Source organism: Candidatus Merdisoma sp. JLR.KK006 (genome assembly GCF_036941035.1).
GTDB lineage: Bacteria > Bacillota > Clostridia > Lachnospirales > Lachnospiraceae > Laedolimicola.
Genome location: NZ_JAYMNS010000019.1, coordinates 26,099 through 42,711, shown reverse-complemented (window position 1 = coordinate 42,711; position 16,613 = coordinate 26,099). Strand labels below are relative to the sequence as shown.

Below are 16,613 nucleotides of genomic sequence, written 5' to 3'. Positions count from 1 at the left end.
CCAAATACCTTGACATCATAAAAGATTATACTAAGCTTTCTTGCTGCCTTTGAACCATTTCCCCAAAATCCGCCAATTTCCAAGGTGTTTCGGGAAATTGGCCTGGCGGATGAATTGGGTTCTGGTATGAGAAATACATACAAGTATACAAGGCGGTATTCCGGTGCGGAACCGCAGTTTGTGGAGGGGGATGTGTTTCGGACAATTATTCCGTTGACAGAAGCTGCGACTGCGACAGTGGGACCGGCCATGATCATTCAAGATACCCCCCAAGATATTTCCCAAAGCAGGATGGAACGGCTGGTTAAGCTGATTAAATTTTGCTCATTCTCCTTTTGTTCGATACCAAAGGCATCCTTTCTTGGACAAAGCCCAGCCTATTTGGAAAAAATATGCATTAGGGAGAGAGCTTTTAGCAGCAGTTCTATGGAAAAAATAAAAAAATTGAGAAAACTGTAAGATTTCCCGTTCCAAAAACGAAGTATAAGTTGAAAGGGTTAAGAAAGCAAAAGCTTCCAACCCCAGTCAAATACCCTGCAGGGGTAAGGCGCAGCGGCCGGGCGCCACGTAAGCTTACGGAAATTATTTTTGAGGTAACCATTTATGAAAGCAAATGAACACAATTTTATAGATTTAATCAAAAAGCGAAAGGAAGAGGGAATTCTCTACGTGATCGAAACCTACGGTGGTCTTTTAAATGCTATTGTGCGAAAGCGGCTCTTTACCGCTCCGGATCGGGTGGAGGAATGCATGAATGACATTTTCCTTGGAATCTGGAAGAACATCGACAGCTTTGACGAAAGCAGGGGCAGCTTCGAGGGCTGGGCAGCAGGAGTGGCCCGCTTAGAAGCCATTGATACCCTGCGGAAGATGAAGCGGGAGCTTCAGACCGTATCTATCGAGGACATGGAGATTCCCCAGGAAGAGCCGTCTTTCCTTGAGCTGACCGAGCAGGAGCTTTCAAAGGAAACAGAGGAGATATTAGGATGCCTAAAGCCCAAAGACCAGGAGCTGTTCCGCCGGATTTTCCTAAACGAGGAGGAACCGGAGGAAGCCGGAGAGGCATTGGGAATCAGCAGAGACAACGTATATGTGCGGATATTTCGGGGAAAACAAAAAATCCGCAGCAAATTTGGAGAAAGGAAGAGGGCATGAGCATGAACAGGGAAGCCTATAAACTGGCAAATGAGATAAAGACGGAGCTGAAAGCACCCGGGGATTACCTGTCGGAATGCCCCAGTGATGTGGAAATGAAAAGATATAAGAATGCAGTTTTAAGTGAGATTAAAAAAGAAAAGCATACCGGAAAAAATACCTTTCGCAGGGCATCCGTGGCGGCCTGTGCAGCGCTGATGCTGATTGCAGGAACCGTGGCCTTTGGCGATGAGGTTCACGCAGCCATTAAGCAGATAGGCTGGAATATCAGCAGCGCCTTGGGCATTTCAGAGGATTTGGACGATTACAAGGAGATAGTAAATACCTCCGTAACAGATAAAGGCTATGTGATCACCCTGCAGGAAGCAGTAGTTTCAGAGGAAAAGCTGGTGGTCAATTACACCTTGCAGCGTGAAGACGGGCAGCCTATGGAAAATTATCTGACACCGGATGGAGGTCTCTATATCAATGGAAAACGCATGACAGGCGGCGCAGGCGGAAGCTCAGGGTTTCTGGATGAGGAACAGAAGATTTTGGGAATTGTAGCAGAATATGAGGCGCCCGGCGTGGATCTGTCCGGGGAAAATGAGTTTCGCCTTGCGTTTAATCAGCTTGGCTTTGAGGACGGCGTAAAGGGAAAATGGGAATTTGCATTCACGGCAGACGGAACCGATCTCATAGCAGATACAAAACGGACAGAGATCGGAAAAGCCTTTGAACTTCCGGACGGTGTGACCGTGACTTTAAAAGAGCTTGCGGTTAATGACTTAGAGCAGAGAATCCCTTACGATCTTTCCGGACCTACCAGCTATATTCTAATGGTGAGGGCGGAGGATGCTTTAGGCAACCAGGTAGAATTCGGAGTAAGAACCCAGGATACGAAATCCGGTTACATGCAGAATGAAGAAGTTATTGATGACGGAAGACTGGATGCAAATGGAGGAACCGTGACCATGACCCTCTATGTAGTGGAGCTTCCGGAGGAAGACGGGCAGATAAGCGATGATTATGTACAGATTGGGGAACCCTTTGAACTGGAAATCTGACAGCAGCTTTGACAAATAAAGTCTTTCTCTATTAAAATTTCATAAGAATCATACATTCTTCGGGAAAACAGGAATGCCGGAACAGCAGCCATGTGTGGATATGTTCCGGCATTTCCATTTGCTTTTACATTTAACGTGACATTTGCTGTATATGCATGGTAGAATAGAAACATATAGATTCAGATTTTAAATGAAGATAAATAAAAATCAGGAGGATGCTGCACAATGAGAACAGTAAAATGGGGAGTTTTAGGAACAGCGTATATATTTGAGCGTGATACGGCAGAGGGCATGAAACAGGCAGAAAATTGCGAACTGTATGCCATTGCAGGCCGCAGCATGGAAAAGGCGGAGGCGTTCAAGGAGAAATATGGTTTTCAAAAGGCATACGGAAGCTATGAGGATTTGCTTGCGGATCCCCAGGTGGAGGCAGTCTATATTCCCCTTCCCAATACCATGCACTATGAGTGGACAATCAAGGCATTAAAGGCAAAGAAACATGTTTTATGTGAAAAGCCCCTGGCGCCTACGGCAAAAGAAGCTAGGGAGATGTTTGAGACAGCCAGGGAGCAGGGCGTCCTTTTAATGGAGGCATTTGCCTATCAGCACAGTCCTTATATTGCGGAGATCCAAAAGGAGCTTGAGAGAGGAACCATCGGAGATGTCCGCTATATGGAAGCCGCTCTCATTACCTCTGATTATGTGGAGGGAAATATCCGCATGCGCAGGGAAACATTGGGCGGCAGCACCTATGATTTGGGCGTGTACTGCAGCAGTCTGATTCTTCGGATGCTTGGAAAGGAACCGGAGAGAGTGCAGGCAGTCAGTACCTTTTCCAAGGAAAAAGTAGACATGTATACGGCGGTTTTGATGGAGTATGAGAATGGCATGCGTGCTAACTTTGACTGCGGACTGGTTCTTGCCACAGAGAAAAATTCGGCCCTGGATCGTTTCCAGATTCACGGCACTAAGGGCTCCATTGAGGCGGTGAAGTTCGGCTTTAATGCGCCGGGCGAGCTGAGTTATGTGGTGAGAACTTTTGAGGGAATGGAAGAGGTAAAGACCGTGCAGGTGCCGCAGAATTACCGATTGGAAGTGGAGCAGCTGGGACGCTGCATCACAGAGGGCGAGACACCGGCCGTATCGGAAGCGTTTTCTGTTGCAAATGCCCGTATTATTGATCGGATTTTAGAGAGTATCGGATATTAAGGCTTTCCCTGTTCTTAATCCTAGGCAAATGATGGGGATATATGGATGCCTGCGCACCGATTTTTTTCAGGGGAGTAAGGTATATAAGATAGAAAAGAAAATAACAGGGGGCTTTTCCTATGTTTTATTCCATACATGAAAAGGAAATTAAGGAAGTGACGCTGGAGCAGATTGACAGCCATGATATCTGCGTGGGCTATTTAACCTTGGAGGAGCTTCGGAAATGCTATGAGCATCTTGGACTGTCTGAAGTTGCGGTAAAGGACTGCATGACGGATTTTACCCATTTTCGGACGAGTATTGACGTGTATGATGAGTTCAGCTTCGGCATGATCAACATTGTGGACATTCTGAATTTAAGCAGCAAGCGGAACCGCATTGGATTTTTTATTAAGAAGAATCTGTTCATTATTATAAAAATCATAGATAAGGATGACAGCATCCGACAGATGTTCCTGGATGCTATCGGCCGTTTTCGTCAGAATGCCACTATGGAAAAAGTGATCTATGGGGTGTTGGAACGGCTTTTATCCAGCGGCAACCGGGGACTTGTGATGACGGAACGGCAGATTATCGCCATGGAGCGTGAGGTGGTTAATGGCAAGATGGACGAGGATTTGAACAAGGAGATTTTTGATCTGCGGAACCGCCTGTCCACTTTGAAGAATTATTATGATCAGCTGATTGACATTGGAGAAGCTCTCCAGGAAAATGAAAATGATTTGTTTGAGGAAAGGGATCTGCGTTATTTCAAGATTTTTACGGATAAATCTGAACGCCTGAGCAATAATACCCAGCTTCTCTGCGACAATCTCATTCATCTTAGGGAGGCTCTGGATGCTACGCTGAATTATAATCTGAATAATACTATGAAGCTGTTCACTATTGTGACCATTATCTTTCAGCCTTTGACCCTGATCGTGGGATGGTACGGCATGAATTTTACCCATATGCCGGAGCTGGCGTGGAAGTTTGGCTATGTGTATGTGATTGTGCTGAGCATTGCGGTAGTGACAGGGATTTTGATTTATTTTAAGAAGAAAAAATACATGTAAGGAAGCTTTTGTATGAAGACGAGTGATTTTTATTATGATTTGCCGGAGGAATTGATTGCTCAGGATCCTCTGGAGGATCGAAGCAGCTCCAGATTACTGGTGCTTGACAGGAAAGCAGGAGAGAGGGAACATAGAGTTTTTCGGGAACTGGTGGAATTTCTGAGTCCGGGGGACTGCCTGGTGGTGAATAATACCCGGGTAATTCCGGCACGCCTGATGGGTGTGAAAGTGGGAACGGGGGCAGGCATTGAGGTACTGCTTTTGAAGCGGTGTGAGGACAATGTGTGGGAGACTCTGGTAAAGCCCGGAAAGAAAGCGCGGCCGGGAGCACGCATTTCCTTTGGAGACGGACTTCTTGTGGGAGAGGTGCTGGAGGTTGTGGATGAGGGGAACCGGCGGATTCGCTTTACCTATGAGGGAATTTTTGAGGAAATCCTGGATCGGCTTGGACAGATGCCCCTGCCGCCTTATATTACCCATCAGTTAAAGGACAAGAACCGCTATCAGACGGTCTATGCAAAGCATGAGGGATCGGCGGCAGCGCCCACAGCCGGGCTTCATTTTACGCCGGAGCTTATAAAGGAAATCGAGGATAAGGGTGTGAGACTGGCTCATGTGACCCTTCATGTGGGGCTTGGCACTTTTCGTCCGGTGAAGGTGGAGGATGTGACTCAGCATCATATGCATTCGGAATTCTATATGATAGAGGAAGAGCAGGCTAAGCTTATCAATGAGACAAGGGCAGCAGGAGGGCGTGTGATCTGCGTGGGGACTACAAGCTGTCGTACCCTGGAGTCTGCGGCGGATGAAAAGGGGATTCTTCATGCAGGAAGCGGCTGGACGGATATCTTTATCTATCCTGGCTATCGGTTTAAACTGATGGATGCTTTGATCACCAATTTTCATCTGCCGGAATCCACCTTGCTGATGCTGGTATCGGCTTTTGCAGAGAAAGAGCAGGTGATGGCGGCTTATAAGGAAGCGGTGGAGGAGAAATATCGATTTTTCTCTTTTGGCGATGCCATGTTAATCAAATAACAGCAGGGGGCAGTTGGAGTAATTTGGAAACTGTCCCCTTTTATATTACCCTTCAAATTCGGCAAACACAAGAATTACCCTCTGCTTATGCAGACGTTGACCGAATTTTCTCACATCCTTCACATTTTCCCTCTTTTGTGGTATACTTAAAAGAACTGTGAACAAATGCGCGAAGGGGATGATAGATCTATGGACGAAACCATAAGCTTTTCCATATTGGAAATTGAAAAAACAAAAGATAAACAGGTGATTCAGGATGCCTACCGCCGCCTTCTGGTAAAGGTAAACCCAGAGGACGATCCGGAAGGTTTTAAGCGGCTGCGTGAGGCATACGAGGCAGCCATTGCTTATGCAGACCGTCCGGAGGAATTCAAGAAAGCGCCGGAGACGCCGGTGGAGCATTGGATTGAGAGGGTGAGAGAGGTTTATTTTTCTCTTTCCAAGCGGATTGATCCCTCCTGTTGGGAGAAGCTTTTGAAAGAGGACATCTGTCTGGATTTGGACACCAGCGTAGAGGCCAGAGATGCGCTGTTAGATTTCTTGGCTGATAATTACCGGATCAAAACAGATATCTGGAAAATGCTGGACCAAACTTTTGACCTTCAGGAGGAACGGGCAGAGCTTTTGGAGCGGTTCCACCCAAACTTTATTGACTTTGTCATGCATCAGTGTCAGAGTGATGATGATTTCCCCTACGAGGAATTCAAAGGGGAGGATGATGCAGATTATGATACGTTTTTGTACCATTACTATGAGCTTTGTCGTAAAAATGACAGCGGAGATGTGGAAGGTGCAGGAGGAATTCTGGATACCTTGAAGCATCTTCCTGTTTCTCATCCTTATCTGATGCTGGAGGAAGCCCGACTGGAGCGAAATAGGCAGAATATTGAGGCGGCTTCCGGATGGATTCACGGGCTTCTGGCCCTTATGGGAGAGGATATGCGAAGCCTGGCTTATGGCGGCGAGATTTATTGGGAAAATGGAGAGAAAGAGGAAGCAAAGGAATGCTTTGAGAAAATCTTGAAAGACTGTCCCACTCACTATATGGCCAACAAATATCTGGCGAAATATTATCTGGAACAGGGCGATGCCGTAAAAGCGAAAGAGTACTGCGTAGAAGCTTTACGCATCAGTTCTCAGGAGGAAGCCCTCCTGGAAACGATGCACAATATTAACCAGAGCCTGATGAAGCTTTACGAGGAACGGATAGAGAAGAAAGAAGCATCCGATGAGGACGTGATGGAGCTTGGATGGTGTTACCTCCAAAATGATCTTTCGGGCAAGGGAGTAGAGCTTCTTGAGGGCCGCACCGTGGGAGAGAGCCGAAAGGCAGAATACTACAGTCTTCTTTCCAAATGCTATCTTATGGAGCAGCAGTATCAAAAGGCCGTAGATGCCGCAAGAGCCTGCATTCCCTGTATTGAGACGGAAGCAAAGGCCAGGGAAGAGGAAGCCAAAGAAGAAGACAAGGGAAAGCAGATGGAACGGATTCCCGGGCGGATCGCCGGGGCCTGCGAGATCATTGCAAAGGCACTCCATTCACTGGCAAGAGAGGGAAAGCTATCCAGGGAAGAGCAGGATGAGAGCTATGAGCAGGCACTTGAGGCTGTTGATGAAGCATTAAAGCAGGAGCCAAACTCCCGCAATTACCTGATTGAAAAGGCACAGATTTTCATGGATCAGGAAAAATACGAGAAAGCCCTGGATGTCTGTGATCAGATGATTGACACTGATCGGAATGACTTCTATGCATATGTCCTCCGGCAAAAATGCTGCTTTGAGATGCACAATGGACAGGGCGTTGTGGACAATTTCTACAGTGCCAAGGATATCTATGCAGGCTATCCCCAGATCTACGAGTTGGCAGCAGACGTATTTATCCGTTACAGCCAGTATGAGGATGCCAAAGGGATTCTGAAGCAGGCGGAGGATGCGGAGGTTGGAAGCCCGAAGCTTGACCTCCTCCGCCTGACCATTGCAAGGGAGACGGCGGAAAAGGATGAAGAATTCAAGGCGGCTTATGAGGAGTCCAAGAAGCTGGAAGAGAAATTCAAGGAATATAAGGACAGTGTAAGCGATGAGCAGATGGCAGAGCTCTATTATGAGATGGCCCGCTGCTGCCGGGGGCTTGACCGCCAGAGAGATGCCCTGAAGTACATAGAAAAAGCGTGCAATATCTACGAGGATAAACTTTACCACTGGATCCGTGCCAATACGCTGGCTGATTTGAAAGAGTACGACAGGGCCATGACCGATTATCAGCTCTGTGAGAAAGAGTACGGTGAAAATGAACTGGTCTATGAAAATATGGCCCGGTGTTTTAATAGTATGGGAAAGCGGAGCCAGGCACTGGAATATTATAAAAAGGTTTTGAAAGTAAATGGGGAGAACCCCAGGGCAAATAGCCGGATTGTGGATATCTATACGGATATTTTAAAGGATACGGGCGATCTGAAATATTATCAGGAGGCGGTTCCCTTTGCAACAAGGCAGTTGGAACTGGATCCCTGTGCTTACTATTATATAGAACGTGGACTCTTGTATCTGGAAGCCGGAGAGTGGAATTTGGCAGAAGCAGATTTCTTAAAAGCAGCGGAACTGGAACCAAACAATACCTATGCCTATAATAATCAGGGCTGCATCTACAAATATACGGAACGGTACGAGCGGGCCATCGAACTGTTTAAGAAGTCCATCGAGGTCATGGAGGAAAAAGAGACCATTATTGCCTACAGCAATCTTGGCGGAACCTATGAGCGAATGGCCGATTATACTAAGGCTTTGGAGTGGTACCAGAAAGGAAGCCGGGACTTCCCCCAGAACCGTGGTATCCGTAAGGACATTATCCGGGTGTATAAGAAGATGAATCTTCTGGAAAAGGCCATGGAGGAGATTAAGAGTTTTTATGGAGAGGATACGGTAGCCTATTATCTGGAAGCAGGCGGGATCTATGAGCAGATGAAGCGATTTGCAAAGGCCATTTCCCTGTATCAGACTGCCCGGAAGAAAGCGGAGAATGACAGGGACGCTTCGGATGCTTGGTACCACATTGCGGATGTGTACCTTTATTTTAAGAAAAACCCGAAAAAGGCATTGGAGATGTACCAAAAGGCTCTGGAGTTGAAGAATAAGAACGATTATGGTTATGATCGCTGCTGCCGCAGCATCATGGAATGCTATTACGAGCTTGGAACGCCGGACAAGGGCATTCCCTATCAGAAACTGGCCCTGGAATCCATCGGCAGGCGTTTCGGACATATTGACAAATATTTAAATGATTTTTATTATAGAAGAAGCCGCCTTTACAATATGGGTGCCATGTATTATTATATCGGCGATCTGGAAATGGCTAAAAAATATTTCAACCAAATCGAAAAGGCTGCCAAGTGCCGTCACTGTAACTTTAAGGAGTGCGAGGATTACTGGGAAGCCATGGGATTTTTGCGGGAAGAAGAGGGCAACCTTACGGAGGCTCTTAACTGCTACGAAAAAGCATGCAGGGAGTCGGTAGAAAATAATTTAAGCATTGCAAAGGTGGAGCTGCTTACGAAAAAACTGAGAAAGCGTTAAAAAGCCGCAGGATACAGGAATGAGTTTGCAAAATGCAGCAAAAAAGACAGAAATAATAGACTAGAGGAATACGGAATGATTATTGGAATTGATTTAGGAACAACAAACAGTCTGGCCGCTTACTTTACGGAGGATGGCCCTAAGATTATTCCCAACCGTCTGGGAAAGAATCTGACCCCCTCCATTGTAAGCGTGGATGAAAATGACCAGATTTATGTAGGTGAGACTGCAAGAGAACGGGGGCTTTTGTATCCGGGAACCACGGCTTCGGTCTTTAAGCGGAGCATGGGAAGCACCAAAAAGTTTGACCTGGGGCACAAGCAGTTTACGGCGGAGGAATTGTCCTCCTTTGTGCTTCGCTCTCTGAAAGAGGATGCGGAAGCCTATCTGAAAGAAGAGGTGACAGAAGCTGTTATCAGTGTTCCGGCTTATTTTGATGACAAGAGAAGAAAGGCAACCAAGCGTGCCGGGGAGCTGGCAGGCTTAAAGGTGGAGCGTATCATCAGCGAGCCTACGGCGGCGGCCATTGCCTACGGTCTTTACGAGAAGACAAAGAACACCAAGTTTCTTGTTTTCGACCTGGGCGGCGGTACCTTTGACGTGTCCATTTTGGAACTGTTTCAGAATATTCTGGAGGTTCGTGCCGTGGCCGGGGATAATTATCTGGGCGGCGAGGACTTTACAGATGTGCTGGAGAAGCTGTTTCTGCAGAAAAAGAAGATTGATTTGGATTCTCTGGATGCCAAGACTAGAGGAATGGTCCACAAGGCAGCGGAGGAATGCAAGCTTGGCTTTGCGGACAGTGTGAAATCCCGGTTTGCCTGCACCATTGACGGCAAACTGGAGGAGCTGGAGATCACCCAGAAAGACTATGAGGAACAGTGTGAGGTTCTCCTTGATAAGATTCGAAAGCCGGTTCAGAGAAGTCTGGCGGATGCTCATATTAAGCTGTCAGATATTGATGTGGTGGTGCTGGTGGGCGGTGCCACCAGGCTCCAGGTGGTAAAGAACTTTATCATTAAGCTGTTTCGGAAGTTCCCGGATACGTCCGTGCATCCCGATGAAGCGGTAGCCTTGGGGGCAGCCATTCAGGCGGCCATGAAAGAGCGTAATCAGGCAGTAAAGGAAGTGATCCTCACGGATGTCTGCTCCTTTACTTTGGGAACGGAAGTGACGGTAAACCGTGGAAACGGACGTTACGAGTCCGGGCATTACTGTCCCATTATTGAACGTAATACGGTCATTCCGGCCAGCCGGACGGAGCGTTTTTATACGCTTCACGACGATCAGAGCAAGATTACCATCAATATTCTTCAGGGGGAGAGCCGCTTTGCGGCAAATAACCTGCTGCTTGGGGAACTGACGGTCAACGTACCCAAGAACCGGGCAGGTGAGGAGTCCGTGGATGTGACCTACACCTATGACATCAACTCCATTCTGGAGGTAGAGGTTAAGGTGATTTCCACAGGCGAGGTGCGTAAACAGATCATCAAGAGCCAGGAAAATGAGATGACCGATGAAGAGATTCAGGAGCGTATGGAGGAATTGTCCTACCTGAAGATTCACCCCAGGGATCAGGAGGAAAACAAGCTTCTGCTTCTCAGATGCGAACGGCTCTATGAGGAGAGTATGGGAGATACCAGACGGATCATTGACATGGAGATCCGGAAGTTTGAAGAAGTCTTAAATACCCGGGACAGAGGGAAGATCGAAGAGGCCCGGGAAGAGTTAAAGCAGGCACTGAAAGAGATTGAAGAAGAATTATAGAACAGCAGTATCTCGTACAGCACCAGAACAATTTACAGACACGTTTCCTTGTGGCTGGGAATTGTTCTGGATAAGGGGTGCTGTAGAGATACTGTGGAACTGGAATGGAGTTATAAATGTCAATAGAGATTGTACGAAAGTATTTTTCTTCCTTTGGAATGGAAGATCGGATTCTGGAATTTCAGGTGTCCAGTGCTACGGTAGAGTTGGCGGCACAGGCGGTGGGCTGTATTCCGGCCCGGATTGCCAAGACCCTGTCCTTTAAGATAGGTGAGGAGCCGATTCTGATTGTAGCGGCGGGAGATGCCAAGATTGATAATCGCAAGTATAAGGATAAGTTTGGAAAGAAAGCAGTGATGCTGTCCCAGGAAGAGGTATCGGAGAAAGTCGGCCATGCCGTGGGAGGTGTGTGTCCCTTTGGCATTCCGGAGACTGTGCGTGTCTATCTGGATGAGTCCCTGAGACGGTTTGAGACTGTATTTCCGGCGGCGGGAAGCTCCAACAGTGCCATTGAGCTTAATATGGAGGAGTTGGAGCGTTATTCCACGGCAAAAGAGTGGATTGATGTGTGCAAGGGCTGGCAGGAGCAGGAAGTATGAGCCGGTATTTTCCCTTGTTTGTGAGCTTAGAAGGAAAGAAGGTTCTTGTGTACGGGGCAGGAGCTATTGGGTCCCGTAGAGTTTTGGCTCTCCTGGAATTTGGCTGTGAGCTTACAGTGGTTGCACCAAAGGCTTCGAGTGAAATACAGAGGCTTTCAAAGGGAGGATTGCTTGCTTGGAGACAGGAAGAATATCACCCTGGCGAGATACTAAGAGATACGTATCTTGTTTTGGCAGCAACGAATAACAGAGAGATCAATGAACAGATTGGGTTGGAGTGCAAAAAAAAGCAAATTCCGGTGAATGTGAGCAGTGATAAAGAGTTGTGCGATTTTTACTTTCCAGGACTTGCCACCAAGGATGAACTAGTAGTAGGAGTGACAGCCAGTGGGCGGAATCACAAACAGGTGCGTGCTGCTTCGGAGGAAATTCGGAGAGTGGTGGAAAGGTTGTATATTGGGGAAAATGAAAGTAGGAAAGGGAGCTGGAATGACATTAGAGGAAAAGAAAGATTTAATGGTTGCGATGGGGTTAAGTGAGAAAACAGCAGACTGGTATTTGCAGTATGAATCAGATGTATGGGCAGTGCTTCCTACTTTCCGATTTTTGAAACCACTGAGCGACGATTTAGAGTTTTATAAAGGCGGTTATCGAAAGATGCTTGAAAAGCGGATAGAGGATGGCACACTGGATAAACGTTTCCCGATAGTTGCTGCTTTGAGGAAGGAGGGGGCTTCCTTGGAGACAATTGAAAAATTTGCCTATGATTTGATGTTCGAGGCATATGAAAGCCTTTTATATCACCTAGACGATCCGGAAGGAGCCGAGGTGGATGACTGCTTTTTAGGTGAGGGATTCTCACGGTGCAACCATGGTCAGCTTGCAGAAATGGGACCAGACGGATACCCTACAGGACGTTTTTTAATGGAGGTACATGGAAAAATTCCTTTTTCTGAGCTTAATGAGATTAATGAGGATTGAAAGGGCTGCTCCCAGGCTGATTGGCATAACTTTCCGGGGCCTGGCCATCCAGGAGGACCTGGTGGCAGGTGTGACGGCGGGAGGAGATGAGCACAGGAAGGCAAGAAAAGCTGCGGAGGGGATCCGGTATATGTTTAAAAAGAAGATTTGAGAATATGGTTTGGCAGAGCAGCCTCCGTATAAAACGATTTTATCAAGGCATTGCTGTTAGATGATGTAAAAGCAATGAATGTATTTATAAATAAAGTTGCTTTGGCCACATTCAGCTATTTTGATACGGGAAAAAATCCATAAGGGCAGGAACCGGAGCTTATGGATACTGTGGGGGCGGCGGTAAGGCAGATAGAACAAAAGAACTATGAAGCCGTACTGATAGAGAAAGGGATTGCAAAGGACAGAATACGAAAATATGGGTTTGCTTTTTCAAGAAAAACCGTCCTGATTGGAAAATGAGGTAAGAATTAAGTAAAATGGTACCCTTGTACATGAGGGTATACACATACAAGGAAAAGAGGTTTTCATATTATGGACATGAAGATAAGGCCCCGCCGTCTGCGGACAAGTGCCGTTTTGCGGAAAATGGTCCGTGAGACACGGATGGACAAGAGTTCCCTTATCTACCCCATGTTTATCAAGGAGGGGACAGGGATCGAGGAAGAGATTCCCACCATGCCGGGGCAGTACCGCTATAGTGTGGATCGCATGCCCTTTGCATTGGAGAAGTTAATGAATGCCGGCGTGGGAAGCGTGATGTTCTTTGGAATTCCGGAACACAAGGATACTTGCGGCAGCGGCGCCTATGCGGAGGACGGCATTGTGCAGAAAGCATTTCGGGAGGCGAAGCGGCAGTTTCCGGAGCTTTACTGCATCGGTGATGTATGTATGTGCGAGTACACCTCCCACGGACATTGCGGAATTTTAAAGGGAGAATATGTGGACAATGACAAGACTCTGGATTATTTGGCCAGAATCGCTCTTTCCCAGGTGCAGTCCGGTGCGGACATGGTAGCGCCCTCAGATATGATGGACGGCCGTGTGGGAGCGATTCGAAATCTCTTGGATGCCAACGGCTATCAGGAAGTCCCCATCATGTCTTATGCGGTAAAATATGCTTCCGCCTTTTATGGTCCTTTCCGGGATGCCGCAGGCAGCGCCCCGGCTTTCGGAGACCGCAAGTCCTATCAGATGGATTACCACAACAGCAGGGAGGCCATGAAAGAAGCATTGCTGGATGTGGAAGAGGGTGCGGACATTATTATGGTAAAGCCTGCCATGACCTATCTGGACATTATTGCAGGAGTAAAGGAGAGGATTCAGCTTCCGACAGCGGCCTACAGTGTCAGCGGAGAATATGCCATGATAAAAGCGGCGGCTTCCCTGGGCTATGTGGATGAGGCGGCAATCATCTGCGAGACGGCAGTGAGCGCATACCGGGCAGGCGTAGATCTGTATCTGACCTATTTTGCGCCGGAGATTGCGGGATTTATGGACGAGGGGAGAATCGGATAATGACAAAATCAGAAATGCTCTTTGAACGTGGGGTAAAAAGGATTCCGGGAGGCGTTAACTCCCCGGTTCGGGCCTTCGGCTCCGTAGGAGAGACCCCTCGGTTTATCGCCTCCGCAAAGGGAGCTTATTTAACTGATGCGGACGGGAACCAATATCTTGACTATGTAGGCTCCTGGGGTCCAATGATTCTGGGCCACAGCCATCCGGCCGTATTAGAAGCGGTGGAGCAGGCATGCAGGAAAGGCTTAAGCTTTGGCGCAGCTACGGAGGCGGAAGTAGAGATGGCGGAGCTTATCTCTGACATCATACCCTCCATCCAAATGGTGCGCATGGTCAATTCCGGAACAGAAGCCGTTATGAGCGCAGTCCGGGCGGCCAGAGGCTATACCGGCCGGAATAAGATTGTGAAATTTGCCGGATGCTATCATGGACATTCCGATGCCATGCTTGTAAAAGCGGGCTCGGGCGTTATGACGGCAGGAGTGCCGGACAGTGCGGGTGTTCCGGTTGGATGTACCCAGGATACCCTGACAGCCGTCTACAATGATATAAAAAATGTGGAAGAGATTTTTGATGCCTGGGGTCAGGAGATTGCCGCAGTTATCGTGGAGCCTGTGGGAGCAAATATGGGTGTCGTACTGCCAGAGGAGGGGTTCCTTGAGGGCCTGCGCCGGATTTGTACGGACCATGGAAGCCTATTGATCTTTGACGAGGTGATTACCGGATTTCGTTTAAGCCTTTCCGGAGCACAGGGCTATTATGGAATAGAACCGGATCTGACCACCTTTGGCAAGATTATCGGCGGAGGTATGCCGGTGGGGGCCTATGGGGGACGAAAGGATGTTATGGAAATGGTTGCGCCGGCAGGGCCGGTTTATCAGGCAGGAACCTTAAGCGGCAATCCGGCAGCTATGGCGGCAGGTCTGGCACAGATCCGCCTGCTCAGAGACACGCCTGATTTTTATGAGGAGCTTCACCGGAAATCGGAACGGCTGTTTACAGGCATGGAAGAGATTTTGAAAGAGGCCAAAAGCTCCTATCAGTTAAATCATGTGGGCTCCCTTGGCTGTCTGTTCTTTACGGATCAGCCTGTTCGGGATTATGCGTCTGCCAAAACCTCAGATACAAAAGCCTTTGCGGGGTATTTTTCTCATATGCTGAAAGAGGGCATTTATCTGGCTCCCTCTCAGTTTGAGGCCATGTTTGTGTCAGCGGCTGTGACGGAGGAAGAGATAGAGAAGACCCTTAAAGCGGTTCGGAAATACTTTTTGTAATAACCGTACCCTGAGGAATTTTTAAGTATAACATGCATGGAGGAGAGCATCATGGATAAGAAAAAATATGTAGCCTATGTCGGAACCTACACCCACGGGAGCAGCGAGGGAATCCATCTGTTTGATATGGATGTGGAAGAGGGAAAAATGGTTGAGAGAAAGGTAATTCCCATCAACAATCCCTCCTATATTAAGCTGTCCCACAACGGAAAGCAGCTGTATTCCATTTCCGACGAGGGTGTCCGTTCTTTTAACATTCTTCCGGATGGGGATCTGGAGCCTTTAAACTGCGCCAGTGTGGACGGAATGAGAGGGTGCTACATTTCCACAGATCAGGAGGACGCTTATCTGTTTGTAGGAGGCTGGCATGATGGAAAGGTAACGGTGCTCCGCTTAAATGAAGACGGAAGTGTAGGAGAGATCGCCGACGGCATTTTCCATAAGGGCCTTGGAAGTGTTGCGGAACGAAACTTCCGCCCGCATGTAAACTGCGTAAACCTGACACCGGACGGAAAATATCTCTGTGCCGTAGATCTGGGAACGGACCAGATTAAAATTTATAAATTTAATGAGCGGAACGGCAAAATTTCTCTGGTGGATCTTCTGATGTGCGAACTCAACTCCGCTCCCCGGATTATCAAATTCAGCCGTGACGGGCGGTATGCTTACGTTATCAGTGAGCTGAAAAATTACATTACCGTATATAAATACGACGGAAGCGGAAAAAATCCGTCCTTTGAGCTTATCCAGACGGTTTCCACCCTGAATGACTATCATTCCGCAACCAGTGCGGCCTCTGCGCTGCGCTTTTCAAAAGACGGCAGCAAGGTACTCTGCACCAATGCCGGTGATAATACGGCGGGAATTTTCCATGTGGACAAAGAAACGGGACTTCTGGAAAAGATCTGTATTCTTCCTATCAGCGGAGACTACCCAAAGGCCGGTGACTTCTTCCCGGATAACCGTCACATTATATCTCTGAACCATGAAAGCAACAGCATCACTATTTTTGAAATCAACTATGAAAAGAAATACTTCAGTATGAAAGGAAAGCCGATCCCCATTGAGACGCCCAACTGCATTCTGGTGTCAGAACTGTAGCCGGAAAATGGATTTCACATAGAACAGTTCAATAACTGTCTTTAGCATCCAAGGAGCACATATCCTCCCTGTCCGGAGAGACTATGGCAGCCCCAAGCTTTTTAGGGAACGATGAACTATATATCATCAGCCGCCGGACAGAAAATATTTTTCCTGACAGGCGTGTTAGCACAGCAAAGCTGTGCGGAGCATGGAGGGAAAAATATTTTCTGTCCGGCGGCGTCCGTATATCCAGCATTGTACCATGAAAAGTACAAATATTTATAGGACAGGACTTGAAAAAACTTCCCAAAACACATAAAATAGAAC

14 protein-coding genes and 1 pseudogene are annotated in these 16,613 nt (G+C 47.6%); all 15 read left to right on the top strand.

All coding sequences use genetic code 11. From position 1 onward, the window contains the following. Positions 1-603: 603 nt before the first annotated feature. The 15 genes and pseudogenes from VSQ61_RS14540 (at position 604) to VSQ61_RS14470 (ending at position 16,304) form a co-directional block, all read left to right on the top strand. A complete protein-coding gene (locus tag VSQ61_RS14540) occupies positions 604-1,155 on the top strand; it encodes a sigma-70 family RNA polymerase sigma factor (RefSeq protein WP_334345119.1) in 552 nt (183 codons plus the stop codon). Continuing rightward, entirely contained in the window at positions 1,152-2,201 is a 1,050-nt protein-coding gene (locus VSQ61_RS14535) for a DUF4179 domain-containing protein (RefSeq protein ID WP_334345118.1), read from the top strand. Before VSQ61_RS14540 ends, VSQ61_RS14535 begins: the two co-directional genes overlap by 4 nt. Before the next feature lie 225 nt (positions 2,202-2,426). Continuing rightward, positions 2,427-3,410 carry a Gfo/Idh/MocA family protein gene (locus tag VSQ61_RS14530; protein ID WP_334345117.1) on the top strand — a complete coding sequence of 328 codons (984 nt, stop codon included), beginning with the start codon at positions 2,427-2,429 and terminating at the stop codon, positions 3,408-3,410. Positions 3,411-3,529: 119 nt separating this feature from the next. Next, a complete protein-coding gene (locus tag VSQ61_RS14525; RefSeq protein ID WP_334345116.1) occupies positions 3,530-4,465 on the top strand; it encodes a magnesium transporter CorA family protein in 936 nt (311 codons plus the stop codon). 12 nt (positions 4,466-4,477) lie between these two features. Beyond that, the gene (gene queA / locus VSQ61_RS14520) at positions 4,478-5,503 is read left to right on the top strand and encodes a tRNA preQ1(34) S-adenosylmethionine ribosyltransferase-isomerase QueA (RefSeq protein WP_334345115.1); all 1,026 of its coding nucleotides are present in this window, start codon (positions 4,478-4,480) and stop codon (positions 5,501-5,503) included. Between the two features lie 189 nt (positions 5,504-5,692). Continuing rightward, on the top strand, positions 5,693-9,073 hold the full coding sequence (locus VSQ61_RS14515; protein WP_334345114.1) for a tetratricopeptide repeat protein: 3,381 nt from the start codon (positions 5,693-5,695) through the stop codon (positions 9,071-9,073). A 75-nt stretch (positions 9,074-9,148) separates the two neighbouring features. Then, a complete protein-coding gene (locus VSQ61_RS14510; RefSeq protein WP_334345113.1) occupies positions 9,149-10,840 on the top strand; it encodes an Hsp70 family protein in 1,692 nt (563 codons plus the stop codon). Positions 10,841-10,956: 116 nt separating this feature from the next. Continuing rightward, complete coding sequence (locus tag VSQ61_RS14505; protein WP_334345112.1) at positions 10,957-11,439, top strand: YbaK/EbsC family protein; 483 nt, start codon at positions 10,957-10,959, stop codon at positions 11,437-11,439. Then, positions 11,436-11,978 (top strand): precorrin-2 dehydrogenase/sirohydrochlorin ferrochelatase family protein, encoded by a 543-nt coding sequence (locus VSQ61_RS14500; RefSeq protein WP_334345111.1) that lies wholly within the window; start codon positions 11,436-11,438, stop codon positions 11,976-11,978. The genes VSQ61_RS14505 and VSQ61_RS14500 overlap by 4 nt, the downstream gene beginning before the upstream one ends. After that, the gene (locus VSQ61_RS14495) at positions 11,929-12,420 is read left to right on the top strand and encodes a hypothetical protein (RefSeq protein WP_334345110.1); all 492 of its coding nucleotides are present in this window, start codon (positions 11,929-11,931) and stop codon (positions 12,418-12,420) included. Before VSQ61_RS14500 ends, VSQ61_RS14495 begins: the two co-directional genes overlap by 50 nt. Then, positions 12,410-12,571 (top strand): hypothetical protein, encoded by a 162-nt coding sequence (locus tag VSQ61_RS14490; protein WP_334345109.1) that lies wholly within the window; start codon positions 12,410-12,412, stop codon positions 12,569-12,571. The genes VSQ61_RS14495 and VSQ61_RS14490 overlap by 11 nt, the downstream gene beginning before the upstream one ends. Before the next feature lie 32 nt (positions 12,572-12,603). Then, a pseudogene (locus VSQ61_RS22960) lies at positions 12,604-12,873 on the top strand (hypothetical protein); the annotation flags it as partial. A gap of 72 nt (positions 12,874-12,945) precedes the next feature. Further along, positions 12,946-13,929, top strand: coding sequence for a porphobilinogen synthase (gene hemB, locus VSQ61_RS14480; protein WP_334345107.1), 984 nt, complete (start codon positions 12,946-12,948; stop codon positions 13,927-13,929). After that, on the top strand, positions 13,929-15,203 hold the full coding sequence (gene hemL, locus VSQ61_RS14475) for a glutamate-1-semialdehyde 2,1-aminomutase (protein WP_334345106.1): 1,275 nt from the start codon (positions 13,929-13,931) through the stop codon (positions 15,201-15,203). The genes hemB and hemL overlap by 1 nt, the downstream gene beginning before the upstream one ends. 51 nt (positions 15,204-15,254) lie before the next feature. Beyond that, on the top strand, positions 15,255-16,304 hold the full coding sequence (locus tag VSQ61_RS14470) for a lactonase family protein (RefSeq protein ID WP_334345105.1): 1,050 nt from the start codon (positions 15,255-15,257) through the stop codon (positions 16,302-16,304). Positions 16,305-16,613: the final 309 nt, after the last annotated feature.